At 56.7% G+C, this 25,317-nt stretch carries 22 protein-coding genes, 1 tRNA gene and 1 other RNA gene; 18 read left to right on the top strand and 6 right to left on the bottom strand.

Translation table 11 applies throughout. The features are described 5' to 3' along the window. Nucleotides 1–100 precede the first annotated feature (100 nt). Nucleotides 101–373, top strand: a complete 273-nt coding sequence (locus BMZ40_RS14595) for a hypothetical protein (RefSeq protein WP_092377354.1) — start codon at nt 101–103, stop codon at nt 371–373. A 5-nt stretch (nt 374–378) separates the two neighbouring features. Here the strand turns inward: BMZ40_RS14595 and BMZ40_RS14590 are convergent, their stop codons facing one another. Next, nucleotides 379–867, bottom strand: a complete 489-nt coding sequence (locus tag BMZ40_RS14590) for a tetratricopeptide repeat protein (RefSeq protein ID WP_092377351.1) — start codon at nt 865–867, stop codon at nt 379–381. Between the two features lie 216 nt (nt 868–1,083). Here BMZ40_RS14590 and BMZ40_RS14585 point away from each other — a divergent pair, with 216 nt between their 5' ends. From BMZ40_RS14585 to BMZ40_RS14520, 16 genes are all read left to right on the top strand, one after another. Then, on the top strand, nt 1,084–2,715 hold the full coding sequence (locus BMZ40_RS14585) for an FG-GAP-like repeat-containing protein (protein WP_092377348.1): 1,632 nt from the start codon (nt 1,084–1,086) through the stop codon (nt 2,713–2,715). Between the two features lie 121 nt (nt 2,716–2,836). Further along, nucleotides 2,837–4,147, top strand: a complete 1,311-nt coding sequence (locus BMZ40_RS14580) for an outer membrane homotrimeric porin (protein ID WP_092377345.1) — start codon at nt 2,837–2,839, stop codon at nt 4,145–4,147. Nucleotides 4,148–4,587: 440 nt separating this feature from the next. Continuing rightward, nucleotides 4,588–5,880 (top strand): outer membrane homotrimeric porin, encoded by a 1,293-nt coding sequence (locus BMZ40_RS14575; protein ID WP_092377343.1) that lies wholly within the window; start codon nt 4,588–4,590, stop codon nt 5,878–5,880. Between the two features lie 408 nt (nt 5,881–6,288). Further along, nucleotides 6,289–7,599 carry a histidinol dehydrogenase gene (gene hisD, locus BMZ40_RS14570; RefSeq protein ID WP_092377340.1) on the top strand — a complete coding sequence of 437 codons (1,311 nt, stop codon included), beginning with the start codon at nt 6,289–6,291 and terminating at the stop codon, nt 7,597–7,599. After that, nucleotides 7,596–8,495: a phosphoribosylaminoimidazolesuccinocarboxamide synthase gene (locus tag BMZ40_RS14565; protein WP_092377337.1), complete on the top strand. Its 900-nt coding sequence runs from the start codon at nt 7,596–7,598 to the stop codon at nt 8,493–8,495. The genes hisD and BMZ40_RS14565 overlap by 4 nt, the downstream gene beginning before the upstream one ends. 26 nt (nt 8,496–8,521) lie before the next feature. Continuing rightward, complete coding sequence (locus tag BMZ40_RS14560) at nt 8,522–9,286, top strand: enoyl-ACP reductase FabI (RefSeq protein WP_092377334.1); 765 nt, start codon at nt 8,522–8,524, stop codon at nt 9,284–9,286. A 116-nt stretch (nt 9,287–9,402) separates the two neighbouring features. Beyond that, on the top strand, nt 9,403–11,943 hold the full coding sequence (locus BMZ40_RS14555; protein ID WP_177193194.1) for a fused MFS/spermidine synthase: 2,541 nt from the start codon (nt 9,403–9,405) through the stop codon (nt 11,941–11,943). 361 nt (nt 11,944–12,304) lie between these two features. After that, a complete protein-coding gene (locus tag BMZ40_RS19665; RefSeq protein WP_177193193.1) occupies nt 12,305–12,466 on the top strand; it encodes a hypothetical protein in 162 nt (53 codons plus the stop codon). Nucleotides 12,467–12,748: 282 nt separating this feature from the next. Then, nucleotides 12,749–13,180 carry a thioredoxin TrxC gene (gene trxC, locus BMZ40_RS14550; protein ID WP_092377328.1) on the top strand — a complete coding sequence of 144 codons (432 nt, stop codon included), beginning with the start codon at nt 12,749–12,751 and terminating at the stop codon, nt 13,178–13,180. Between the two features lie 165 nt (nt 13,181–13,345). Next, nucleotides 13,346–13,437: transfer RNA gene (locus tag BMZ40_RS14545), tRNA-Ser, on the top strand. Nucleotides 13,438–13,451: 14 nt separating this feature from the next. Beyond that, nucleotides 13,452–13,547, top strand: an RNA gene (gene ffs / locus BMZ40_RS14540) — signal recognition particle sRNA small type. Nucleotides 13,548–13,722: 175 nt separating this feature from the next. Further along, nucleotides 13,723–14,574, top strand: coding sequence for a Tim44 domain-containing protein (locus tag BMZ40_RS14535; protein WP_245751119.1), 852 nt, complete (start codon nt 13,723–13,725; stop codon nt 14,572–14,574). A gap of 83 nt (nt 14,575–14,657) precedes the next feature. Next, nucleotides 14,658–14,780 carry a hypothetical protein gene (locus BMZ40_RS20065; RefSeq protein ID WP_281243804.1) on the top strand — a complete coding sequence of 41 codons (123 nt, stop codon included), beginning with the start codon at nt 14,658–14,660 and terminating at the stop codon, nt 14,778–14,780. Between the two features lie 33 nt (nt 14,781–14,813). Continuing rightward, nucleotides 14,814–15,626 carry a hypothetical protein gene (locus BMZ40_RS14530; protein ID WP_092377321.1) on the top strand — a complete coding sequence of 271 codons (813 nt, stop codon included), beginning with the start codon at nt 14,814–14,816 and terminating at the stop codon, nt 15,624–15,626. 239 nt (nt 15,627–15,865) lie between these two features. Next, on the top strand, nt 15,866–16,858 hold the full coding sequence (locus tag BMZ40_RS14525; protein WP_092377318.1) for a carbonic anhydrase: 993 nt from the start codon (nt 15,866–15,868) through the stop codon (nt 16,856–16,858). Nucleotides 16,859–17,005: 147 nt separating this feature from the next. Continuing rightward, complete coding sequence (locus BMZ40_RS14520) at nt 17,006–17,755, top strand: transporter substrate-binding domain-containing protein (RefSeq protein ID WP_177193192.1); 750 nt, start codon at nt 17,006–17,008, stop codon at nt 17,753–17,755. Nucleotides 17,756–17,927: 172 nt separating this feature from the next. Here the strand turns inward: BMZ40_RS14520 and BMZ40_RS14515 are convergent, their stop codons facing one another. Beyond that, nucleotides 17,928–18,335, bottom strand: a complete 408-nt coding sequence (locus tag BMZ40_RS14515; RefSeq protein WP_092377505.1) for an NINE protein — start codon at nt 18,333–18,335, stop codon at nt 17,928–17,930. Nucleotides 18,336–18,505: 170 nt separating this feature from the next. On the opposite strand from BMZ40_RS14515, the gene BMZ40_RS14510 reads away from it, so the two are divergent. Next, complete coding sequence (locus tag BMZ40_RS14510; RefSeq protein ID WP_092377312.1) at nt 18,506–19,612, top strand: M20/M25/M40 family metallo-hydrolase; 1,107 nt, start codon at nt 18,506–18,508, stop codon at nt 19,610–19,612. Between the two features lie 597 nt (nt 19,613–20,209). On the opposite strand, the gene gatB is transcribed toward BMZ40_RS14510, so the two are convergent. From gatB to BMZ40_RS14490, 4 genes are read right to left on the bottom strand one after another with little or no spacing between them, the layout of a single operon-like run. Further along, complete coding sequence (gatB, locus tag BMZ40_RS14505) at nt 20,210–21,640, bottom strand: Asp-tRNA(Asn)/Glu-tRNA(Gln) amidotransferase subunit GatB (RefSeq protein WP_092377309.1); 1,431 nt, start codon at nt 21,638–21,640, stop codon at nt 20,210–20,212. 17 nt (nt 21,641–21,657) lie between these two features. Further along, nucleotides 21,658–22,311 carry a DUF4254 domain-containing protein gene (locus BMZ40_RS14500; RefSeq protein WP_092377502.1) on the bottom strand — a complete coding sequence of 218 codons (654 nt, stop codon included), beginning with the start codon at nt 22,309–22,311 and terminating at the stop codon, nt 21,658–21,660. A gap of 9 nt (nt 22,312–22,320) precedes the next feature. Continuing rightward, complete coding sequence (gene mltA, locus BMZ40_RS14495; protein ID WP_092377306.1) at nt 22,321–23,463, bottom strand: murein transglycosylase A; 1,143 nt, start codon at nt 23,461–23,463, stop codon at nt 22,321–22,323. Next, on the bottom strand, nt 23,460–25,229 hold the full coding sequence (locus BMZ40_RS14490; RefSeq protein WP_092377303.1) for an ARMT1-like domain-containing protein: 1,770 nt from the start codon (nt 25,227–25,229) through the stop codon (nt 23,460–23,462). The genes mltA and BMZ40_RS14490 overlap by 4 nt, the downstream gene beginning before the upstream one ends. Between the last annotated feature and the right edge of the window lie 88 nt (nt 25,230–25,317).

Below are 25,317 nucleotides of genomic sequence, written 5' to 3'. Positions count from 1 at the left end.
CCAACTTTTGTCTTTGACCAGACAAGGCCGGACCCAAACAATTATTATAAATACTTGATTTTATTGTGCGCTAAAAAAAAGACTGCTGGAGGATTCGTCAATGAAGCGTGCCGGAACCGGCTATAAAGCGATTTCAAGCCCAAAATCGGGGCGTTTCGCCCCACAGGGACATTTCGCCCCAAACGGCGAGTTCGGAAGACAAATCATCTGGAATCATGGAGGAAATCTCCACAGGGAGAAGCAAGCGGGGCGTTTTGCCCCGGTCTGGAAGACAAAAACATCGGGCGCGCAAAGAAGTATCTTTCACCCGCAAAAAAAGTCCTTGCCGGGCCAACCGCAAAAAACGGACACAGGTCAAAAATCGAAAGGCTGAAAGCGCTACGCTTGCATCAGCGCCTTTTCCACGGCCTCGGCCACTTCCATTCCGGTCAAGGGCTCGCCGGTTTCAAAGAGAGCGCGATGCACGTTGATTTCGCGCATGACGGCGATGTGGTCGCGGTCCACGAAGCCCTTCCAGACCTCCATGCATTTCTCAAGCTGGTCGCGCCGGGCATAGGCCAGGCCCAGATACAGGCAGGCCAAGTATTCACCGGGATGCTGCTTGCAGACCATGAGCAACTGGTCCTTGGCCTGCACGTATTCGCCCAGATGGTAATGGCACATGCCCTGCCTGATCCTGGCCTCCTTGTGGGCGCGGTTCTCCTTGAGCACTTCCTTGTACAGATCTCTGGCAGGGCCATATTCCTTGCGGACATAGGCGGCATCAGCGGCGCCAATGTCCGCCCCGATGCCGGAAACGGGCTTGTCCCCGCCCGACTCGCGCAGGCGCCGGGCCATGCCGAAGAGAAGATCGCGTCTTGAGATCATGGGTACCTCTATTGTTATTGTTAAGATGCGATGAAAAACAAAATCATGGATTCCCGCCTACCCATGCCGGGCAAACGTGCGCGGGAATGACACCGAACCCGACCCGTCGCATCCACCGCAGTTGTTGACATTCCCCAGATTCCTTACCATGAAGAACCACTTTATTGTTAGCCATTCAACCGACAAAGTCCGAAATCTGTATTCCCGGAGGAGACAATGTTCAAGAGACTTCTCATCAACCTCGCCGTCCTGCTTCTTTGCGCCGCCCCGGCCCTGGCCCAGGAGGCCAAGACCTTCGCGGTGCTGCCCTTTGGGGTGCATGGACCGCAGGAGTATCAATATTTGAGCCAGGGCATTCAGAGCATGCTGACCACGCGCCTGACCTGGCCCGAAAATTTCACTCCCCTTGATGCAGGGACAGTCAAAAAGACCGTGACCAGCCTGCCCGCTGATTCCGGCGCGGCCGAAAAGATCCGCCAGGCGCTGGGCGTCGACTATCTGGTCTGGGGATCTTTGACCGTCATGGGTCAGGAATGCAGCCTGGACGTCAACACCATAGACCCCGCGGGCGCAAACCAGCCCCGCCCCACGCAGACGCAACTGAGCAAGGTCATCCCGACCCTCGAAACGGTGGCCCAGGACATCAACACCCAGGTCTTCGGCAAGCCCGAATCAGCCGTGGCCCAGGCCCAGCCCGTGGTCACCCCCATGAACGAAGCCCTCATCGTCAACGAAACCAAGGCAGGCACGGCCTACGCCAACCCCTCCCTGAAATACGAAGACGCCGACTCCACCATGGGCCGCTGGCGCAGCCAGACCCTGCCGTTCGCTTCGCGCGGGATGGTGGTGTGTGATGGGGATGGGGATGGACAGAATGAAGTGTTCCTGATGACGTCATCTTCAATCATCGCCTACAAGATTGCGGAAGGTCAGATGCGACAAGTCGCAGAGATGGATCTGCCCAACGGCCGCAATTATGTCCGTCTGAACAGCATAGATCTTAACCGCGACGGTCGCCACGAACTGGTTATCGCTGCAGCAGCCGAGCAAAATCCCTACTCACTCATCATCGGCTTTGACAATGGCTTTTCGATCCAGCAAGATCGCATCCCTTATTTTCTCGGCGTGCTGAACATGCCCCCGACCTTTTCCCCGACGCTTGTCGGTCAAAGCGTCGGAAGGGTTAAATACATGGAGAGTCAAATCCATCAAATGATCAAAACCGGAGGCAAGTACGAACTGGGCCCCACTGTCAGTCTGCCGCAGGGCGGCTCTGTCTTCAACGTGACGTTCCTTCCCGTCGAAGACGGGCATCAGGTTCTCGTCATCGACGACTATGACCGCATGCGCGTGTACAGTTCCACAGGAGGCCTGCTGACCGTCACGGAAGAAACATACGCCGGTTCGAACTTGGGAATCGAATACCACCCCGCCGCTCTTGGGCTCAAAGCACCCTCCGCGAAAAATTCACCTCAGTACACAGCATACGTGCCCCTGCGGGCCATCCCGTGCAACCTTGATAGAGACAAACGTTACGAACTGATCATCAGCCGCAACATCTCGGTCTCGGCGCAAATGTTCTCAAATTATCGGGACTACCCTCAGAGCGAAATGCACAGCCTTTATTGGGACGGGATAGGCATGAGTCTACAATGGAAAACGGCGCGAATCAAAGGCACGGTTACTGATTACGCGCTCGCGGACATGGACAACGATGGGGTGCTCGATCTGGTGGTGAACATCAACAGTCACACAGGCATGACCGGTACGGCCAAAAAAAGAACTATGGTTGTCGCCTACCCATTGGACCTCTCTGGGGCAGACGGAGTTCAAAAAATTAAACAGTAAAAAAAATTAAACTTTGCGGCCCGAATCGACCAAAAAAGGCTTGCTTTTTGGACTCGACTTATAATACCTACTTATCAGGCGTCAGATGATTAGTTTTTTTCACAGCAAAAGGAGAAAGAACATGAAACGTTTTGCTCTCGTAGCCCTGGTCGCCGCCCTGCTCTTCAGCATGGTCACCAGCGCTTCCGCCACCGAACTGAAAGTTCGCGGCAACCTCGACGTGTACGGCATGTGGTCCACCAACCTGACCGACTATAATTCCGACGAAGGCGATGCCGACAACTACATGACCACCCAGCGCATGCGCGCCTACTTCGACTATGTCGCCAGTGAGAATCTGAAGGCCGTCCTGGGCCTGGAAATCGACAATGTTTGGGGCGACAATACCGACAACGTCGGTGCCGATTGGGACACCGATGGAAAGGGCAACATCGAAGTGAAGCACGCCTACATGGACTTCAACTTCCCGGACACCCAGATCAACGTCAAGGCCGGCCTGCAGTACGTAGCCCTGCCCAGCGTTTTCGGCAACCCCGTTTTCGAAGAAGACGCTGCTGCCCTGATAGTCAGCGCCCCCATCAACGACATGTTCGGATTGGCCGTTGGCTATTCCCGTGGCGTCGATAACAGCTATAACACTGGCAAAAAGCACGGTAACAAAGACGACGTCGACATGGCGTTCATCGTCGCTCCGATCAAGATGGACGGTTTCAGCATCGCCCCTTACTTTGCCTATGGCTGGTTGGGCCAGAACACAGTGTCTGGTATAGACACTGATGATGACAACGTGGCTGACATGTTCGCTACTGACGACGCCACCGTGTGGGTTCTGGGTGCCAACGCCGAACTGACCATGTTCGATCCGTTGACCATTGCCGCTGACCTGATCTACGGTCAGTCTGATTGGGAATATGAAGGCGAAGACATCGACTCCAACGGTTGGTACGCTGCCCTGGCCGCTTCCTACAAGATGGACATGATGACCGCCACCCTGTTCGGCACCTACTTTACCGGCCTGGATAATGACGACGACGACTTGGGCATGCTGCCGCAGCTCGCTGAAGGTTGGGGCCTCACCCCCTACATTGGTGGAGTGCGCGCCTTCAGCACCACCTATGATACCTTCTCCGGCGTTGACAATGCCCTGTGGGCAGTTGGCCTCAAGCTCGCCGACATCAGTTTCGTTGAAAAGCTGTCCCATGAGCTGACAATCGCTTACGCTCAGGGTACCTCCGACGAATACGCTGATACCGAAGTAGCGTTCGATAAGAAGTCTTCCGCTTGGGAAGTCTACTTCGTCAACAAGTACATGATCTATGAAAACTTGGCCGCCATCAACGAACTGGGCTTCTTCGCTCCTGATTTCGACGGTGAAGACCTTGAAGACGACAATTCCTACTTTGCTACCGTCGGCTTCCAGTACAAGTTCTAATTCGGATTTTCACACCTGACGCCACTGGGGCCGGAGACGCAAAACTCCGGCCCTTTTTTTTGCTACCGATCCTGCTCTCCGCTTGAATTCCGCCTCCCAGAGCTATCAATAATACGTCTCTCCACCCGTACTAACGGCCCCCTCATCGACGTACATTATATTGTATCTAATATAACAATTTGATTGCATACACTGCGTGCCAGATCTTACTTTTTATCAATCTGAATCTTTAACAAATTTTCCCGGTCATAAATCTGGCATGACTTACAAACACTCCTACCAATTCTCCAGAAACTCCTCCAAAATTACCACCTCTTATTTTGTTAAAAACTAACAGCGCTCCCAATTTCAAAATCAGAAAAAGACTATACAAAGATGCAATGCGTTTCTCTGTCGGCTGTCAGATGTCTAAAAAAAACAAAATGTTAAAGGAGGAAGTTGTGAAAACACGTTTCATCTTGTACTGTGCGGCATCAATAGTGTTTTGCGCCGTCCTGGCGACCAGCGCGTCAGCTACGGAGCTGAAAGTTCGAGGCAACCTGGATGTCTACGGCATGTGGTCCACCAATCTCACGGATCATAATGGCGATGTGGGCGATGCCGATCACTACATGACCACCCAGCGCATGCGTACCTACTTCGACTATATCGCCAACGAAAATCTCAAAGCAGTCCTGGGTCTGGAAATAGACAACGTCTGGGGCGACAACACTGACAACGTTGGAGGTGACTGGGGCACCGACGGTAAGGGCAACATCGAGGTCAAGCATGCCTATCTGGACTTCACTCTCCCGGACACACAGATCAAAGTCACGGCCGGTCTGCAGTACGTGGCACTGCCCAGCGTATTCGGCAACCCCGTATTCGAAGATGATGCCGCCGCGCTGATCGTCAGCGCTCCAATCATCGATAACATGCTTGGTATCACCGTCGGCTACTCACGCGGCGTAGACAACAGCTACAACACCGGTGCCGCGAACGGCAATAAAGATGACATCGACATGGCCTTTCTCGCCGCGCCCATCAAGATCAATGATTTCAGCATAGCTCCGTATTTTGCCTATGCGTGGCTCGGTGCCAATGCCCTCGGCCTGGAAGATGATGCCCACGCCTGGATACTTGGTGCCAACGCGGGCTTAAAAATCTCAGATCCGCTGACTATCGCCGCAGACCTGATCTACGGTGATCTTTCTGCTGGAGACTTCGAAACTGCTGGTTGGTACGCAGCTCTGGCCGGCACCTACGCGTTCGATGAAGTGGCCGTGACGCTGTTCAGCACTTACGCCACCGGTCTGGACGACACTGACGGCGACCAGACATTTATGCCCACTTTAGCTGAAGGCTGGGGGGTATCTCCTTACATTGGCGGCGTGCGCGCCTTCAGTACTACCTATGATTCCTTCGCCACCAACGCCCTTGGCGTCGGATCCGATGGAATTGGCCTGTGGACCGCTGGCGTCGTTTTTGACCAGATGTCCTTCGTGGATGAGAAGCTGACCCACAAACTGGTCCTCGCCTACGCTCGAGGCACCAGCGACGACGATACCTGCAACTTTACCAAGGAAGACTCGGGATTTGAGGTATACTTGGTAAACAAGTACATGATCTACGAAAACTTGGCCGCAATTAACGAACTCGGTTACTTCAAAGGCTCCAGCGAAGTTCTTGAAGATGTCGACTACGACCTTGACTCTTCCTACTTCGCAACCCTCGGTTTCTCGTACAAGTTCTAACGCAGCTTTTGACATCTGACGCCACACGGGCCGGAGACGCAAAACTCCGGCCCTCTTTTATTACTCCACCAAGGAAAAAGTTGGCATCATTTGCCCGCTAACGTTTGCTGGCCTGAGAGTTGCCTGCAAAATGTTAACTGCTCGGGCTCGGGGAAGTATTGCAAACCGGTTTCATGAGTTATGAACCACGCGGTGATCACTTCACCAATGATGAAGGAATTGACTTTTAGGAGGTTCGGGGCATAGACATTTTGTCGTTGCGTAAAACAACTTCCTGATCGAAAGGATGGATTCCCGCCTTCGCGGGAATGACACGAAACGGCGAGCGAATTTCTGTCATTCCCGTGAAAACGGGAATCCTGCATTTATCGACCCTTCATCCCACAGTGAACACATGCGAGAGCATTCATGCCGTTAAGACTCCTTGAGTATACATCTTCCAATGACTGGGCCGGAATCACGTCCTGGCTCGTGCGCCGGGACGCTGGTGAGGACAATGTCGAACCGCTGGTGCGGGACATCCTCGCCAATGTTCGTGACCGTGGTGACGAAGCCGTGGCCGAGTACACCTGTCGTTTTGACTGCCCCAGCCTTACGCCCACGCAACTGGCCGTCCCCAAAGCGAACATTGCCCGCGCCCTGGAGCAGATACCGGCAGAGGATGCGGACATCATCCGTGAAGCCGCCGCCAACATCCGCGATTTTCATCTGCGCCAGAAGCAGAATTCCTGGATCACCACCCCCGCCCCCGGAACCACACTGGGCCAGCTTGTATTGCCCGTGGACCGTGCGGGGCTATACGTGCCAGGCGGGCAAGGCGGGGAGACCCCGCTCATTTCAAGCCTGCTCATGAACGCCATCCCGGCGCAGGTCGCGGGCGTGAAAACCATCTGCGTGGTCAGTCCGCCACGCAAGGATGGGACGCTCAACCCATATATCCTGGCCACCGCCGCCATTCTGGGAATCGACACCATTTTCATGTGCGGTTCCGCCTGGGCCATAGCGGCCCTGGCCTACGGCACCGAGTCCATTCCAAAGGTCGATGTCATCGCGGGTCCGGGCAACATCTTTGTTACCACGGCCAAACGCCTGCTCGTCGGGCAAGTCGGCATCGACATGATCGCAGGACCCAGTGAAATCGCCATCCTGGCCGACTCCACGGCCAATCCGAAATGGCTGGCCGCCGACATGCTTTCCCAGGCAGAGCATGATCCGCTGGCTTCAAGCATTCTCATTTCTTCGGACAACCACCTTCTTGGCGAGGTCAAAAAGGAACTTGCCCTGCAGCTCTCCTCGCTTCCACGTCAGGAGATCGCGTCCAAGTCCCTTGCCGAATGGAGCGCGCTCATTCATGTGCCCGATATTGAAACGGGCATGGAACTCATCAACCGTCTCGCGCCCGAACATTTCGAACTGAGCGTGGCCGCCCCCTGGGCCTGGATCGGCTCGGTGCGCAATGCCGGGGCGGTTTTCATGGGCCACAGCACCCCCGAACCCGTGGGCGATTATTTCGCGGGCCCGAACCACGTGCTGCCAACTCTTTCCACGGCACGCTTTTCCTCCGCCCTGTCGGTGGACACTTTTTGCAAAAAAACCAACCTGATCTGCACCGACCAGGCCTACATTGGCACCCACGGCTCAAAGGTGGCCCGTCTGGCCCGCCTGGAAGGCCTGGAAGCTCATGCCCGCAGCGTCGAACAACGTTTGGAGAACCCATGAAAATCGTTACCAAAACAAAAATTCGTGAATTTCCGCTCATCTCTCGCGGAAAAGTCCGCGATATCTACGAAGTCGACCCACAGACCCTGCTGATCGTAACCACGGACCGCATGTCCGCCTTTGACGTAATCATGAACGAGCCCATCCCCTACAAGGGCGTGGTCCTCAATCAGATCACCCTCTATTGGATGGACGCGTTCAAGGATCTGGTTTCCAACCATCTACTGGCCACTGATGTACGCGATTTTCCTGCTGCCCTCGCTCCTTACAGGGATGAACTGGAAGGCCGCGCGGTCGTGGTTCGAAAAGCCAAGCCGCTGCCCATCGAGTGCATCGTACGCGGTTATCTGACCGGCTCGGGCTTCAAGGACTACAAGGCCACCGGATCGGTCTGCGGCTACAAGCTGCCCGCCGGGCTGGTGGATTCCGACAAACTCGAAACGCCGCTCTTCACCCCGTCCACCAAGGCGGACCTTGGCGCTCACGATGAAAACATCACCCTGGCCGACGCCAAATCACGCATTGGCGAGGGATTGCTCAAAAAGATCCAGGAACTCTCCCTGGCCATCTATTCACGTGGCAGAGATCTGGCTGCCGAACGCGGGATAATCATCGCTGATACCAAATTCGAATTCGGCCTGAACGAAAAGGACATCCTGCTCATCGATGAAGTCATGACCCCGGATTCTTCCCGTTTCTGGCCTGCGGACAAGTATGTCCCCGGTCAGTCGCAGCCAAGTTTTGACAAGCAGTACCTGCGCGACTGGCTGAGCGGAACGGACTGGGACAAGACCCCGCCGCCTCCGACTCTGCCCGCTGAGGTCATCGCCGAAACACAGAAAAAATACCTGGAAGCTTTTGAACTGCTGACTGGTTCCCCTTTGCAATTGCCGTAAGGCACAAACACAACTGGAGATAATCCATGCTCGTTCAAGGGAAGAAAGCCCTGATTTTTGGCGTGGCCAACGACAAGAGCATTGCCTACGCCATTGCCAAGGAACTCAAGGACAACGGTGCTTCCATTGCCCTCAGCTATGCAGGAGAGGCGCTCAAAAAACGCGTCGAGCCCATCCATGAGGAACTTGGCAGCGATTTCCTGTTTCAGTGTGACGTGGCCGACGATGCCGCCATCGCCCAGTCCGCTGAAATGGTGAAGGAAAAATGGGGTAACTTCGACATCTTGGTCCACTCCGTTGCCTTCGCCAACCGCGACGACCTGAAGGGCCGCTATGTGGACACCTCCCGCGAAGGGTTTCATCTGGCCATGGATATCTCGGCTTACTCGCTGGTGGCCATCTCCAAGGCCTACGAACCCCTGTTGAACGACAACTCCTCCGTCATGGCCATGACCTACTACGGCGCGGAAAAAGTCATAACCCATTACAACATCATGGGCGTTGCCAAGGCCGCGCTGGAGTGCAGCGTACGCTACCTGGCCATGGATCTGGGCGAACGCGGCATCCGCGTCAACGCAATCAGCGCAGGTCCGCTCAAGACCCTGGCCTCGTCAGGCATCTCCGGCTTCAAGACCATCCTCTCCACCATCGAGGAACGCGCCCCCCTGCGCCGCAACATCATCCAGGAAGACGTGGGCAAAACCGGCCTCTTCCTGGCCTCGGACCTCTCCCGCGCCATCACCGGCGAGGTCATTTACGTGGATTCAGGTTACAACATCATGGGCATCTGAGCCTCCCCCATAGCCTCTGGCAACCCCTTCCCACGGAAGGGGTTTTTTTGTGCACTAAAGTATTCAGCTTCACCTGAAATCGACTGCAACTAAACATGCCATTTCCGGAGCATCGAATGACTTCGCCGCGATCTTCCTCCTACGCCCTGCCTACACGCATACTTGTGATTCTTATACTGGCGTTTCTCCTGTCGGGCATGTGTGCCCTAGCCTATCAGGTTGTCTGGGCCAGAATGCTTTCCCTCGTTTTCGGCAGTACCAATCAGGCCATATCCACTGTTCTGGCTGTCTTTATGCTGGGTCTGGCCTTAGGGAGTCACGCCGGTGCAAAACTGAGCAGGCGAGGGATAAATCTTGGCATTATGTACGGCTGGCTGGAAATCGCGCTTGGATGTTATGCCCTAGCCTTCCCCTTCATTCTTTCCAACGCTGAATCTGTACATGCCGCCATATTTTCCGCGACGTATGATTCCGAGATCTCTCTTGCCCTGTATAGATTCCTCATCGCGCTGGTATTGCTCATCATTCCTACGTCTATCATGGGTGCGACCTTGCCCGTGCTTGCACAGTATATCGAAAAGGATGCAGGGAAAGCCGGGTCACGTATCGGAACCCTGTACGCCATCAACACCTTCGGAGCAGCTCTTGGCTCCTTCTCCAGCGCGTTTCTCGCGATACCGTACTACGGACTCAACTGGACCATATATTTCGCGGCGACTTTAAATGTACTGATAGGGCTGGCATGCATCTTCCTGCTACGCGACACGTTCATAGAAAGTACTGAGAAGCCACTGACGACTTCAAAAAAACAAAAAAAAGACGAAACAAAAAAAGACCGTCTTGATGATGCCGCCATGATTCCTTTTGCGATTCCGATTTTCATTCTTTTTCTCATCGGGACAATTGGGATGCTGCTCGAAAACGCATGGAGTCATGCCCTTGTTCTGGTCTTCGGAACTTCGGTTTACGCATTTTCGACCATGCTCACAGCCTATCTCATCGGTCTTTCGGCCGGATGTTATTTTGCGGCAAGATACCTGCTTCCCTATTGCTCCATCAGATTTCTTGCTGGCCTGCTCATCCTCGACGGCTTTACCATTTTGGCCATCACACCAGTCATTGGCCTTCTGCCCGCATGGTTCATCACCATCTTTGGCGACATGCAGGCCCAGTGGCACATGGTCGTGGCCAAGGAATTCCTGGCCTGCGCCGCGCTCATGTTCCTTCCGACTTTCATCGGAGGAGCGACGTTCCCCCTCTGTTTACACATCATTACACGTTCCAGGCAAAACCAGTCCGTAAGCACCGGTGTGTCAACATCCATCGCCTATATTTGGAACACGGCTGGAAGCATTTGCGGAGCCTTGGTCGCCGGTTTTATCATCATACCTCTGGTGGGATCGGAACGCTGCCTTATCATCGCGGCCAGCCTGGCACTGGGCGGCGCGGCAGTGGTTATCCTCGGCACCAGGCCCCAGACTTCTTACCGCAAGGCTTTCGCAAGCTTCATCTTCCTTATCGCCCTGGCCGCCCCAGTCTTCTTCACCACCTGGGATGCAGTAAAAATGAACTCGGGCGTCTATGTCTATTCAAAGTTCTTTGACTCCGAAAGTGCCATGGAACGGGAAATGAAGAACTACGATCTGATTTTCTACAAGGAAGGATCCGCAAGCGTTGCAGTTCTTGAATCCGCGCTTGGACACAGGTTCCTGAGGGTCAACGGCAAGACGGACGGTTCCAGCGAAGGTGACAATACCACACAGATGCTTTTGGGCTATCTGCCATACTTATACGCACGAAACACCGCAGACGCCCTTGTCATCGGTCTGGGAACAGGCATCACCTCGGCATGTGTGCTCGATCTTCCCGTGGACTCCGTCGAAAGCATCGAGATCTCTCCGGAAGTAGTTGAAGCAGCGAGCTTTTTCTCCGCATTGAATGACCGCGTTTTCAACGATCCCCGCTCCACAATTCGGATCCTCGATGGTCGCACGTGGCTCTCTTCCATGCCTAAGAAATATGACATGATCATTTCAGAGCCTTCAAATCCCTGGCAAACGGGCAACGCCAACCTCTTCACGGCAGATTTTTTCCGTATAGCCGGGAACAAACTCAATGAAGGAGGCATCCTGTGCCAGTGGATTCCGTATTACAATATGGACAGTTCACATTTTAAACTGATCATAAAATCCCTTCAAAGCGTCTTTCCCTATGTACACCTCTGGATGTCCGGGACCGACACATTTTTGCTCAGTTCAATGCAGCCCCTTGAAATCAATGCGGAACGCCTGAGCTACCTGTTCGACAATTCAGAAATCCGCAAAAAATTTGAAGACATGCACATCAAAACACCTGGATCGCTATTGAGCTTCTATTATCTCGACAACAACTCTTTGCAGACGATGACGCAAGGTATCACGTCATTGAACACTGACTCATTTCCCGTCGTTGAATTCCATTCACCAAAATTTCTGCTTGGGCCCAATCGGCCTGATATCTTTTTCGACATTCTGGAAGCGTCTTACGCATCATCCCTGGAAATTTCCGACTCCGCATTGGAAACGAACGCGCGCATTCTGCACCGGCGAAACTTTTATTCCCACTGGAGAATCCCAAACAGAGTCACCGAAGAAATGCTGCGCCGATCGCTCAACTAAACCATCCCCATGCCTCCCGGTCTTCATGAGCCAGCAGTAACCCCGCCTCACCGCGCCATGATCGGCGAGGCCAACTACGTGGATTCGGGCTACAACATCATGGGCATCTGAGCCTCTGCCAACCCGCTACTGACATCAACCCCTTCCCGCGAAGGGGTTTTTTGTTGGCTTCCGTTTCACTTTTTGCCTTTTGCCACGTGGTATCGTCATTCACGGTTCGACATGCGTGGTACAAAGAGAGAAGATGGATTCCCGCCTTCGCGGGAATGACGCCTATTGATTCCGACAATTATGTGCTCTGTCCCGTTTGCCTAAACAAAACTGACTCCCGCACAACTCAATTTAATTCCCGCATATCTTCATGTCATTTCTGCATATCTCCATGTCATTCCCGCGAAGGCGGGAATCCATCTTCCAACAGTTCATCGTCGAGCTAACGCACACCACCACCGCCTCAAGGCCCGTTGTCGGCATGGCCCTCGGCCTCGTCGGCTGTCTGACTGAGCCAGGTATCGTTTGTTGAATCGTTGCCTGACGCACGGCCTGAATTTCCCGTTCTGCATGCAACGATTCAACTCTACGAGGCCGGAGAAGGAGTTCCGGCGGGGTCGAGGGCCATGCCGACAATGGGCTGCGTGCCGCAACGGCAGCTCGAATCTTGAGAGAATCGCGGGCTTTCGCCTTCACGAGGATGACGTTGTGGCATCGCGTGCCATTCACATTTCTTCCTATCACCTTGCCCATCGTAGCCGGATGTTTATCCCCTGTTAGTTCTCGAGTTCACCACAAACCGGAGGCCAACCTCATGGAAAAAATACACGCTGTCTGCCCAAGCTGCCAGACCGTCAACGCCGTCCTCACCGAGCGCATCCGCCAGAACCCCGTCTGCGCCAAGTGCGCCACGTCCCTCCTGCCAGCTCACCCCGTGGAACTCACGGATCAGACCTTCGAGCGCTTCATCACCCGTTCCACTCTGCCCGTACTGGTCGATTTTTGGGCGCCCTGGTGCGGGCCGTGCAAGATGATGGCTCCGGCCTTTAGCCAGGCCGCCGCAGCCCTCCAGGGCCAGGTGATCCTGGCCAAGATGGACACCGAGGCCCAGCGCGCCGTTCCTGCACGCTTCAGCATCCAGTCCGTCCCGAGCCTGGTCCTCTTCAGGCAGGGCAGGGAAACCGCTCGCCAGGCCGGAGCCATGCCCGCCGCCCAAATCCAGGCCTGGGTTCGGCAACAGCTTTAACCTGTTTTCGATTTCGCGACACTTATGGCTCCGTGCAAGTCCAAACGCCCTGTTCATGCCGGTATTCCTAAGCAAGACATGAAATTGCCAGGAAAAATGCTCATCCTGACAATTTTTCCCTTGCCAAACAAAGTCCTCTGACATAGAGACGTTTTTCCCGATCGCGGAGAGGTGGCCGAGTCTGGTTTAAGGCGCACGCCTGGAAAGTGTGTGTACCTCAACGGGTACCGGAGGTTCGAATCCTCTCCTCTCCGCCAATTTTTGAAAAATGAAAGGGAAGCCGGGTGGCGGAAACGCTGCCAACCCCGTCAGGTCCGAAAGGAAGCAGCGGTAACAGTTGTTTTCGGGTACCCGGCTTCCCTGGCAGGTGCGAAATTTTTCGCTCCTGCCTTTTTTTTTTACATTTGGAGTTGTTCTTCCGCGCGCACAACCCTTCCCCATCCTCATCGGATCATTATATTCACCAATAACGCGCATTCATGTTTCCAGTTTCCATCCCGTGCCCATATCGGTTACAGGATCAAACTCATCAAGGAGGACTTGTGACAAAATTCTCATTCTTGGGAGCCATCATTCTCAGCCTTGGAATTGTCTTGCTGACCATGCCCGACCTGGCCGAAGCAAGGCGCATGGGTGGCGGTGGCTCTTTCGGGAGCAGGCCGTCCTATTCCAAAAGCTATCAAAAACCCGCAGCGCCCACTTCCTCGCAGACGAAACAGGCGGCACCCGGAGCCTCACCCATGGGTGGACGCGGCATGTTCGGAGGAATGCTCGGCGGCATGCTCATGGGCGGCCTGCTTGGTTCGCTCTTTTTTGGCGGCGGATTTTCCGGGATCTCGTTTATCGACATCCTGCTCATCGGAGGCGGTCTTTTTCTGCTCATGCGCTTTCTGCGAAGCCGCCAACCGGCTACGCAGACCGCAGGAGGACCCGCCCGGGTCCACGACATGAACCGGGGCGCCTGGGACAACCTGCGCAGCTCGCAGCAGCACGCCGCATCTACGGGCCCCGATTACCCGGCAGGATTTGACGCCGACGACTTCCTGCAAGGCGCCAAGGCCGCATACACCCGCCTTCAGGCAGCCTGGGACGCCCGCGACATGAATGACCTGCGGCAGTTCACCTCTGAGGACGTCTTTGCCGAAATCCAGGCTCAGGCGACGGCGGACCCCAACCCCGGAAAGACGGAAATCCTGCTGCTCGAAGCCACTCTTCTTGAAGTCAAGACTCTGGGCAATCAGACCATCGCCACGGTTCTTTTCGACACCATGCTGCGCGAGGACTCGGCCTCGGCGCCAGCCGAACAGGTTCGCGAGGCATGGCACTTCAGCCGTTATGAATCCGGCGGAGAGAAGCACTGGGTCGTGGAAGGCATCCAGCAACTGGAAAAATGATGTGCGAGGATAAATCCCGCGATATCGACGCCATCCCCTGCCCGATCTGTGGCAAGCCCGCGCGGATCACGGGCAGGTGAGCCGTGGCGCGCATCTCCTGCAGGTACTGCGGGAGCGACGTCCTGGCCAGCGCGTACCGGGACGCCATCGAAGCGTACAAACAAGGCTTGTGCTCCGGGGATGATTCGGACCCGGGCGCTCTTTGAGACCACAAACTTCATTTCATAAGGAAACCGTACATGAAAAGAATCCTCTCCCTGACGGTGCTCTTTTGTGCCGTTGCCGTGTCCGCTCTGGCCGCCGCTCCCGAGGCAGCCCTCAAGGCCCTGTCCCTGGGCAATGAAAAATTCGTCCTGGAGCAGAGCCTTGCCCCGGCTCCCCTGGCCATAGTCATCGCCGATCCGGCCATTTCCGTGCCCGCAACCGATCTCTTCGGCCTCAGCGAATCACAGCTCGCCGTGGTCAAGCCCGAAGGCGGCTTTGGGCCCAAGACCGGGATTGCCGTACAGGGCGCGGATCTCACCGCTCCCCTGATCGTTGTTCTCGGCCTGACCGAAGAAGCGGTTTGGGCGGTTTATGCCAACACGCTGGTGGCTTCTCCCGACCTGATCCACGCGGTACTGAAGGGCCAAATTTCAGCCGTGGGTGCTGTGGTCGATGCGCAGAGCGGGGTCGTCAAGGTCTTGGGCGCTCACCCCGAACTGCAAATTCTGGTCGGACAGTACCTGCTCTCACAGCCTTCCGTGACCGTGACCGAAGAGGCGGCTGAACCCGCGCAGGAAGTCGCTCCCGAAGCAGAAGCCGTGACCGAACCGCAGGCGGCCGTGACGGAAGAAAAGGCCGACACCGAGACCCAAGAGGCCGTGGTGCAGGAAGACGCTGCACAGGCAGACAACCATGCTGCTCCCGCCGAAACCGCCCACGCCGCACCCGCCGAGGACGCCCAGGCCGGGCAGGAATCCGGCGGTTCAGGCTTCATGCTTGTCCTCGTATTCATCGCCGCCCTCATCGGTGTGATCGTGTTCATGGACAAGACCGTGCTCAAAGCCTAGTCGCGAGCGCACTTAAACTCCGTTTGCAAGCGGCGCATGGCTTCGGCCTCGCGCCGCTTTTTTGATTGCCCGTCCAGCGGCACCCCTCACAAAAGAAACTTTTTCCCGCAACACTCCTTGAAATGCACCTGAAGCTGCGCTAATATTGAGAATCTTTTCTCAAGCATCATTCACGCATCATTCACGCACAAGATCGCAGCCAAGGCTGCTCACCGTAAACATTCAATCAGGGGTTCAACATGTACATCAAACGTCTTGTCCTGGTATTTCTGCTCGTCCTTGCTCCGCTTGCGGCCATGGCGTCAGCTCCCGGAGTCCACCCTGTAAGTCCCGAAAAAGGACTCAAAATGCTCACCGAGGGCAACCTGCGCTTCGCCCTTGGCCAATCGACCCACCCCAACACCAGTTTTTCCAGACGCCTGCTGACCACCACTGAAGGCCAGGCCCCCTTCGCCACGGTCATCGCCTGTTCGGATTCAAGAGTCCCCGTTGAAATTCTTTTTGATCAGGGCGTCGGGGATTTGTTCGTCATCAAGGTGGCCGGCAACGTGGCCGACACCGATGAAATCGGGTCCGCCGAATATGGCGTGGATCACCTCGGCACACCGGTGCTGATGGTGCTCGGTCACACCTATTGCGGCGCCGTCACGGCCGTGACCACCGGAGCAGAGGTCCATGGCAGCATCCCCGCCCTGGTGGACAACATCGTGCCTGCGGTGGAAAAGGCCCGCCACGAGCACCCCGACGCCGACACATCCGAGCTCATCGTCAAGGCCATCGAAGCCAATATTTGGCAGGCCATCGAAGACCTCCTGGGCAAGAGCCACGCCATCGCTGACCGCGCCAAAGATGGCCGAGTCGTGGTGGTTGGGGCCGTGTACGACATCCTGACCGGCAAGGTGAACATTCTGGGCGCTCATCCACGCCAGACCGAACTTCTGGGTGGAGTGACGCCCCCAGCCCACGCCGACGCCGCCATGCACGCCGAGCCCGCAAAAGATGTCGCCGTCCATGCGGAACCGGCTCATGCGGAACCGGCTCATGCCGAGCCTGCTGACGCCGCCCATGCAGAAGCAGCCGTGGAAAAGGCCACGGCCGAAGGCCACAGCGAAACGGCTGAAGCCCCTTCGTCTGGAGGGTTCGGATTCTTCTCCTTCATAGTGTTCGTCCTGCTGCTCATCGGAGCGGTCTTCGTGCTCGACAAGAAGATACTCAATCCCGATCAAGACTAGCACACAAACCCGGCCAGGCCGGGTTTCTCATTTCCGGGCGCCGGGATTGGCGACGAAAGACCCTGAAAGTTCGCATCCCGGCCTTGTTCAAACACGGAGGATTGGGTAAGGCTCATTATAATGCCCCTCACTTCCCGTGGAGTTCCCATGATTCGAATTTTACCATCTTTCGTGCTGATCATTTGTCTGGGTACCTTTCCCGTACTGGCCCAGGAATCGCTGACCTGCGGCGTTGCGACCGGATTTCCGCCGTATCAATTCGCCATTGATGATGAACCTGCCGGATTCGATGTGGACGTTGCAAAGGCGGTCTGTGCCCGGCTCGGGGTTTCGGCCCTTTTCAAACAGGGCAATTGGGACGATATCATAAACATGCTCCTCTTCGACCGGGTCGACATGGTCGTGGGCATGGAGGTCAACGCATTCCGCCACGGATATTTCGAGTTCTCCACCCCTTACTCCACGCGCCACGATGTGGTCTTTGTCCCGGCAAACAGCAGCGTGTCCAGTGTCGAGGACCTGTTCGGACTTATCATAACCGGAGACAGGCATTCCTTTGTGGAATTGCGCTGGAAAGAAGTAGGCATCCATCAGAAAATCCGCATCATGCAGACCTGGAGCAAGGAAGAGTCCATGGACCTGCTGGCTCGCGGAGAAACAGCGGCGGCCATCATGCCGCTCGAAGTCGGAAAATACCTGGCCACCCGGCGGGGCCTTGAAATCCGGACGCTCATCAACCCGGACCCTGGCTCCGATGTGGCCATCGCGCTGCGCAAGGGCCATCCCGAATTGCTCGGGAGAATAAACGAGGCGCTACAGGCTCTTCAGGCCGAAGGAGAACTCGATACCCTGGCTCGCAAATGGTTCTCGGACACCGCGCCTAAAAGACGGAACTAGAAACGCCCGTACCTCCCCACCGGCTATTGAAAAGCGCGCCCGCCCGGCCGGCCGGCAAAAAATGGTGAGGTCGAGGATGAATGATAATCCAGGCCCGAAACGTAATGTTACCTACGCTTCGGGCCTGGATTTTTTGGCGTGACGACGCAAATCGTCGTTGCGGGACAGGCTGCTAGCCGTTGGTGGCGTTCAGGACCGTGATCTGGTCGTTCAATGTCCAAAAATCATAGATATACCCGATCAGAAAGAATCCTCCGGTCAGCATGTAGAGGACGCCCGTGATCCACTTGCCCATATACATGCGGTGCACGCCCAGAACGCCCAGAAAAGTGAGCAGAATCCAGGCCAGCGAGTAATCGATGCGGCCGGGCCGAAAACGCAGCGCGGCCGTGCGTTCCATGGACGGGATCAGAAAAAGGTCCACGATCCAGCCTATGAAAAGAAGACCCAGGGTGAAAAAATAGATCGTTCCGGAAATGGGGCGCCCATAATAAAAACGGTGCGCTCCGGTGAATCCGAAAACCCAGAGCAGATAGCCCATGAATGTGCTGTGTGTTTCAACCATGTTATCTCTTTGCATGAATGCTCCCTGTTTCATTGAATTTTCCGCCGACTGGCCATATGATTTGGCGAATCAAAATTGAGCGTGGACATTGCCTGGCCAGTGCAGAGTCATTTCTGACTTGTTGACCTTTTCTAATCAAAAAGCAATGATCCCGGCAACTCCCATCCATAAGGAACCTCACTCCCATGATAAATAAAGATCGACTGATAAACACATTTCTCGACCTGGTCCGCCTCGACAGCCCCTCCGGACAGGAAAAACCCGTGGCCGACCATCTGTGTGCCCTGCTCCGCGCCCGGGGCTATGACGTCCACGTCGACAACGCGGGCACTTTTTTCGGCGGCAACTCAGGCAACGTCATTGCCCGCGTGCCCGCCACCGGCCCCGGGGACGCCATGGCGTTCTCGGCGCACATGGACTGCGTGACTCCCTGCCTGGGCGTTGAACCCGTCCTGACCGACGGAATCATCCGCTCCGCCTCGAACACGGTCCTCGGCGGCGACGACAAGGCCGGCATCAGCGCCATTCTGGAAGCCCTCTTCCATCTTGAGGAGAACAGCATCCCCCATCCCGAACTTTTCCTACTCTTCACGGTCTGCGAAGAGGCCGGGATGTTCGGGGCCAAGCACATGGATTTTTCACGGGTCAAGGCCCGGGAGGTCGTGGTCCTTGATTCGAGCGGGGACGTCGGCACCATCATTGTCCGCGCGCCATCCAAGGCCGGCATGACCATAACCTTCCATGGACGCTCGGCCCATGCCGGCATCGAGCCTGAAAAAGGGATCAGCGCCATCCAGATGGCGGCCAACGCGATCAGCCGCATGAAACTCCTGCGCATCGACGAGGAAACCGTAGCCAATCTCGGACGCATCGAGGGCGGCGGACAGACGAACATCGTCCCGGACAGCGTGACCCTGACCGGAGAGGCCCGGGCGCAGAGCAACGCAAGGCTCATGGCCCAGATCGAGCACATGCGCCTGTGTTGCGTCGAGGCGGCCCAGGAGGCGGGCGGAAACTTCGATTTCAGCCATGAAATCTCCTACCCGGCCATGGACGTCCCCGCTGACAGCAAACTCCTGCACCGCGCCCTGCATGCCTGCAACGATCTGAACCTCATCGCGGCGGTCAAGGGCACGGGCGGCGGCAGCGATGCCAACATCTTCTCCGGCCAGGGGCTATCCTGCATCAACCTTGGCATCGGCATGAACCGGGTGCACACCACGGACGAGTTCATCCGGGTCGACGACATGGTAAAAGCCGTGCAACTGACTGCGGCGCTGATGCAAAGATAGGCCAACTCTGCAAATCTATTCCGGACTGCGTAGATCTACGAATTTGAGCGAAGACACCTGCCGAATCATGAGCGTTACGTTTGCTTCAGAGTCATCCCCGCGAAGGCGGGGATCCATCTCATGTCGGGTCATTGTCTGAAATTACGAAATGGATTCCCGCCTTCGCGGGAATGACGAAAACGGACGTCCCAAGCGGCGTAGTTATAAAGATGGATCCCCGCCTTCGCGGGGATGACGTCCAAAAATTCGGGGTCCGAGTCTTAGCCCAACGAAACGCAACTGTATCGACAACGTTGATTCATAACGGATGTACGGTCCGAAGGGATTTCAAAGCACTCGCAAGGCTCTTCCGAAAAAAGAACGGGCGCCCCGAAAAGGTCGCCCGTATTCCTATTGTGAGGCATATCTCGCCGCTGCCCAAGAGTTCTGGCTTAAGCACAATACCCTCGGGCGAATTACTCCCCACAGAAAATCGAAGAATCTTCAAAATTCATTCCGGCAAAACACGAATCGATTTTGAAGGTCAACGTGCACCCGACTGCAGAGCCCTTCAGAATCGGGGGCAACGCAACCCAGAATGAATTTTAAGCGGCCCGTCTAGCCCATCTTTTTCGCCAAGAGCTGATTGACCAGCCCCGGGTTGGCCTTGCCCTTGGATTTTTTCATGACCTGGCCGACAAAGAAGCCGGTCAGCTTCTTGTCCCCGCCCTTGTAGCGCTCAACTTCCGAGGGATTCTCGGTCAGAACCTCGTCGACCAGGCCTTCGATGGCCGAAGTGTCCGAAATCTGCACCAGGCCCTTGGCCTTGACGTAGGCCTCGGGATCCCCGCCGGTCTCGAAAAGTTCCTTGAACACGCCCTTGGCCATGCTACCGCTGATCCCGCCGTCATCGACAAGCTTGACCAGCCCGGCCAGATCCTCCGGCCGAAGCTTGCATCCATCCAGCGTCACGCCGCGATCGTTCAGCTCGCGCAGAACCTCGCCCATGACCCAGTTCGAGATCTTCTTGGGCTCGTTGTAGGTCGCAAGCGCGGTCTCAAAATAGTCGGCCACCTCTTTCTCCGCCGTCAGCACCTGGGCGTCGTAAACGGGCAACCCCAGGACGTCCTGAAAACGAAGACAGCGGGCCTCGGGCAGCTCCGGTAATTCGGCCCGCCACTTGTCCATCCACTCTTCCTCGATGATCAGGGGCAAGAGATCCGGGTCGGGAAAATAGCGATAGTCGTGAGCCTCCTCCTTGCCGCGCATGGAACGGGTCACGCCCTTGACCGTATCGAAAAGCCGGGTTTCCTGCACGACCTGCTCCCCGTCCTCGACCAGATCGATCTGCCGCTCCACCTCGTACTCGATGGCGCGCTGGATGTTGCGGAAAGAGTTCATGTTCTTGAGTTCCGCGCGGGTGCCAAACTCCTCCTGCCCGCGAGGGCGAATGGAGACGTTGGCGTCGCAGCGGAAGCTTCCTTCCTCCAGATTGCCGTCACAGATACCCAGATAAACCAGAATGGCGCGCAGGCTCTTCAGGTAGGCCACGGCCTCCTCGGCGGAGCGCATGTCCGGTTCGCTGACGATTTCAATCAGCGGCACTCCGGCCCGGTTCAGATCCACGTAGGAGGCGTTGTCTGTAGACGAATGGATGTTCTTGCCAGCATCGTTCTCCATGTGGATGCGGGTGATGCCGATGCGCTTTTCACCCTTTTCCGTGTGGATGACGATGTGTCCGTGCTCGGCCACGGGAAGCTCGAACTGCGATATCTGATAGCCCATGGGCAGGTCGGGATAAAAATAGTTCTTGCGCGCGAAAAGGGAGCGGCGATTGACGGTGCAATCCACGGCCATGGCCATCTTGACCGCGTATTCCACGGCCCGGGCGTTCAGCACGGGCAGTTGGCCCGGCATCCCGGTGCAGACCGGGCAGGTGTTCTCATTGGGCCCGGCCCCGAACTGGGTCGAACAGGAGCAGAAGATCTTGCTCCGGGTCCTCAGCTGGGCATGGACTTCAAGGCCGATGACCACTTCGTAATCGCGCATACTGGCTCCTTCCCGCGTCAGCCCGCGACAGGCTTTGCGGCATACAATTCCGGATTGAGGGCCGGATCGTTATACATTTTGCACTGAAAATAGACCTTGGGGCTTTTCACGCCCTGAGCATAGTCGTCGATCAGCTCCAGGATGGACCGGGAAAGATCCCGGTGCTGAGCTTCAAGCAGGGTGAGCTTGTCCCGGCAGCTCGCAAGGTGCCCAGCGTCCACGTCCTCGCGAGCCGTCTGCTCGCGCATGTGAAAAATCTTGAGGCTCAGAATGGAGAGGCGATCCAGGGCCGCGCCCAGAGTTTCAGTGTTGAAGCGGCGCGACTCCTCGGGCAGGTCCTTCTGGGCGGTAAAGGCGGCCACGACACGCACCAGCCAGGCGTCGACCTGTTCCATGAGATCGTTTCGCTGCTGGTTAAGACCGTCGATCTCACGCTTGCAGCCGGTGATGACGCTGTCGTCCACATCCTTGCGCCTGGCCCTGTCCTCGACGTGCCAGAGCAGAAAATTCTTCAGATGCTGGCGCAGGACAAGTTCCACGAGCCCGTCGCCGGGACGCGCCGGGAGGTCCGCCGGGGCGTCCTCTTCATGCCACAGGGCCACGCTCGCGAGCTGCGCCGTCCAGGCCTGACGCAAAAGATCCTTCAGGGTCCGGGGGTCCATGGGCTGCATGATCATTCCTTATTTCTTGAGCAGAAGATAGACGCGGCTTTCGGCTTGCAGATGCCCGGCCAGAAATTCGGCCCTCTGCCCCGCGCCGCAAAAAAGATCCAGGCGGCTGCCCTTGATGGCCCCGCCACGGTCCTGGGCCAATCCCAGAAACGCCGTCCGTGTTTCCGTGCCGCCCGCATCCGGCAGCGCGGCATCCACGGCCAGGATCGTGCCAAGGGGCAGAAAGGCTGAATCAGTAGCCATGCTGACCATCGGCGTCAATGTTCGCCCCATGGCCCCAAGCGGTCCGTCCTGCTCCAGCCGGAAAAAGACGTAGCTCGGGTTGGTGTTCAGAAGTTCCCGGACTTCGTGCGGATGCTCACGCAGATAGGCCCGAATGCGCTGCATGGACATTTCCTCCGCCGGAACAAGCCCGCGTTCGATCATGACCTTGCCCAGGGAAACGTACTCGTGACCGTTCTTGCCTGCGTAGAGGACATGGCGCATCGAACCGTCCGACAGGTTCAACCGGCCCGAACCCTGCACCTGCAAAAAAAAGACGTCGACGAAATCCCGGGTCCAGGCGATGGGTGTCTCCGTCTGGGCCAGGGCGCCCTGAACGTCGATAGCCTCCCGCGAATGATACGGCGCGATGCCCTTTTCATCCAGACGATACGTCAGCCGCTGACCTTTCCAGCGCGGATGAAACCGGCCCAGATCGACGCTGCGCAAATCGCCCGGAAGTCCGTATATGGGCACCGGAAATCGCGGATCCGGCTCAAGGCTGGCGTCCATCCACGGCTCGTAATAGCCGGTCATGAGCGGCTCTGGCCGAACTTCGAGCCACCGGAACTCACGGACCAGAAGGTCCGGATCTTCCGCGAGCCGGGGGACGAGCAGCCGCATGTGCTCCAGCGAGTCCCCAAGCTCCCCCCAGGTGCACGCCGGGCCGTCCGCACCGAAAGGTTTGCCATCCGCGGGACGGGTACGCACGTAGACCAGGGAGTGCTCGATGGCCCGGGTCAGCGCGGCCGGATCACCAGCCGCGGTGGCCGCGACACGCGCCGCAAGCTCTCGATCGGGCCCCTGCTCGACAAGCAGGGGCTGTCTGGGAGCCACGGCGCAGGCGCACAGCAGCGCCAGGCACAGGCACGCCGTAAGCAATCTCCTCACAGGCCGCGCCCCTTGTCCGTGATGCGCGCATCGAAATACTTGCCCACTCCGTACTCCATGCGCCTGAAAAAGCGCTTGGGATCAGGACCGATGATCTGCATTTCAGGATGCTTCTGCTGCATTTCAAGGGCGATGTTCATCTCCTTGGTGCAGCCGGTGGAGAAAGTCGAATCCTTGCCGTGCCATTCCGCAGGGACCGCCTCACCCATCAGTTCAAAGCTGGTCTCGATGTCGGCCACGGTCTGGAAACGCCAGACATCGATGAACCCACTGCGCTGGACCCGCTCCCACATGTACATGAGATCATCCCCGTCCATACCCTCAACGAAGTGTTCGGCGGGGTTGATGATCAGGAGGTTGGCGTGCCTGGACCGCAAATGGGAGACAAAAGTGTTTACGACGCCAAGAGCGACCTTGGTCTGACCCGGTATGCTGCCGATGATGGCGCTGTAGAACATGACCTGGCGGCCCATTCCCCTGGCCGTACGCATCTGCGCGATGATGGCGTCGGACTGGGCCACGATCTGAGATTCGGTGATCTTGGTCACGCGCGGCGATTTTTCCTTGAAGCGGACCTGGTCCAGCCCATCCCGATCTCTGTAGAGGCACAGAATGTCGCGTGTGAAGAGGTGGGAATTCTTGATCAGCCGGCGATGATGGGGGAAATCCTTGGCAATGATCAGGTCAGCCTCTTTCCAGGAGCGGGCGAAAGTCACGCTGGTGCGCCACAGGTTGAGTCGCTCGCGGGTGCCGTCGGAGATGACCAGAAGCGGATTCTCGCGCTGGGCGCGCAGGAGTTCGTTCTTGCTCATGCGGCTGTTTTCCACAAAGAGAGCCTCGCCCAGGGCTTCCTGCAGGGCCTTGTCGTGCTCTGCGTCCCAGATCACGGTGCTGTCCAGACAAAAGCCCTCCTTCAGGGCCAGGATGACCTTGTGCCCCAACCGGATCAGCACACGGATGAGGCGCAGATCGAAGATGATCCCGCCGCTGCTGCCGGGCAAATACAGAATCTTGAGCTTTCTCTGTTCGCTCGATGGGCCCATGATTTTGGTCATGATCTCGGCGAATTCCGGCCACGGAGCACATATCTTGTCGAAAAAGGCGGCGTCGTCGCGGACCATGTCCGGCTGTTCCCAGATCTGCGAACGCAGCGACAGCCTGCAAAGGCGGGCCATCTCAAGCAATTCGAGTTCCCAGCGCAAGTGTTTGATACTGGCGCAGCCCAGGTTGGATTCGGGGCAGGCGTAAAGGCTCCGGGTCATGTCCGGGCTGTTCATGAAATCCAGGGCGCGCTTGTTGGCCTGGCGCTTTTCCTTGCGCTGCGGATCGTGCACCCCGCTCATGGCCATGAAGATGGTCATGAGCTGCTTCAAAAATCGGGAAGGAATGAGAAACGGAGCATGAAGCACCTGCCGGACCTTGTGCCGGGACAGGGCGAAAATCTTGCGACGGGTGTAACGATCCTTGATGTTGATGCGCGCCAGATGCACCAGCATGCGCCATTTCTCCCGGTACTCCTGACGCAGGGCCGAAGAGAGGCGGGTGTGCAGAAGATTCTCGAACATCTCGTCCGAACAGGGCACGAAGACCTGGTCGTCATCGACGTCGACCATGAAACGCAGCTGTTCCTGCTGGGCGTTTTCCGCCGGGTTGACTGTGGGCTCGATGTTGTTTTCGGTCATGAAATGCAGCAGCCAGGCGTCAAGATAGGGATCCAGGCCGTAACGCAGTTCACGGACCGAAGTAAAATCCGGCAATTTGGACATCAACACTCCCGTCTGTATAAGGGACAATGGGTTTCATGCCACGGATAACAGGACCCGCGCATGCAAGATCGCCCGATAAATTGGCCTG

This window comes from Desulfomicrobium apsheronum (assembly GCF_900114115.1).
GTDB classification, from domain to species: Bacteria; Desulfobacterota; Desulfovibrionia; order Desulfovibrionales; family Desulfomicrobiaceae; genus Desulfomicrobium; species Desulfomicrobium apsheronum.
The sequence above is the reverse complement of the archived record's forward strand: the minus strand, read 5'-3'. Positions and strand labels throughout refer to the sequence as shown.

Coding starts and splice junctions, on each gene's coding strand:
- BMZ40_RS14585 (WP_092377348.1), top strand. CDS start 1,084: ATGTTCAAGAGACTTCTCATCAACCTCGCCGTCCTGCTTCTTTGCGCC.
- trxC (WP_092377328.1), top strand. CDS start 12,749: ATGGAAAAAATACACGCTGTCTGCCCAAGCTGCCAGACCGTCAACGCC.
- BMZ40_RS19665 (WP_177193193.1), top strand. CDS start 12,305: ATGTCATTTCTGCATATCTCCATGTCATTCCCGCGAAGGCGGGAATCC.
- BMZ40_RS14525 (WP_092377318.1), top strand. CDS start 15,866: ATGTACATCAAACGTCTTGTCCTGGTATTTCTGCTCGTCCTTGCTCCG.
- BMZ40_RS14510 (WP_092377312.1), top strand. CDS start 18,506: ATGATAAATAAAGATCGACTGATAAACACATTTCTCGACCTGGTCCGC.
- BMZ40_RS14560 (WP_092377334.1), top strand. CDS start 8,522: ATGCTCGTTCAAGGGAAGAAAGCCCTGATTTTTGGCGTGGCCAACGAC.
- BMZ40_RS14500 (WP_092377502.1), bottom strand. CDS start 22,311: ATGCAGCCCATGGACCCCCGGACCCTGAAGGATCTTTTGCGTCAGGCC.
- BMZ40_RS14515 (WP_092377505.1), bottom strand. CDS start 18,335: ATGCAAAGAGATAACATGGTTGAAACACACAGCACATTCATGGGCTAT.
- hisD (WP_092377340.1), top strand. CDS start 6,289: ATGCCGTTAAGACTCCTTGAGTATACATCTTCCAATGACTGGGCCGGA.
- BMZ40_RS14580 (WP_092377345.1), top strand. CDS start 2,837: ATGAAACGTTTTGCTCTCGTAGCCCTGGTCGCCGCCCTGCTCTTCAGC.
- BMZ40_RS14555 (WP_177193194.1), top strand. CDS start 9,403: ATGACTTCGCCGCGATCTTCCTCCTACGCCCTGCCTACACGCATACTT.
- BMZ40_RS14530 (WP_092377321.1), top strand. CDS start 14,814: ATGAAAAGAATCCTCTCCCTGACGGTGCTCTTTTGTGCCGTTGCCGTG.
- BMZ40_RS14490 (WP_092377303.1), bottom strand. CDS start 25,229: ATGTCCAAATTGCCGGATTTTACTTCGGTCCGTGAACTGCGTTACGGC.
- BMZ40_RS14595 (WP_092377354.1), top strand. CDS start 101: ATGAAGCGTGCCGGAACCGGCTATAAAGCGATTTCAAGCCCAAAATCG.
- gatB (WP_092377309.1), bottom strand. CDS start 21,640: ATGCGCGATTACGAAGTGGTCATCGGCCTTGAAGTCCATGCCCAGCTG.
- BMZ40_RS14520 (WP_177193192.1), top strand. CDS start 17,006: ATGATTCGAATTTTACCATCTTTCGTGCTGATCATTTGTCTGGGTACC.
- BMZ40_RS14565 (WP_092377337.1), top strand. CDS start 7,596: ATGAAAATCGTTACCAAAACAAAAATTCGTGAATTTCCGCTCATCTCT.
- BMZ40_RS14590 (WP_092377351.1), bottom strand. CDS start 867: ATGATCTCAAGACGCGATCTTCTCTTCGGCATGGCCCGGCGCCTGCGC.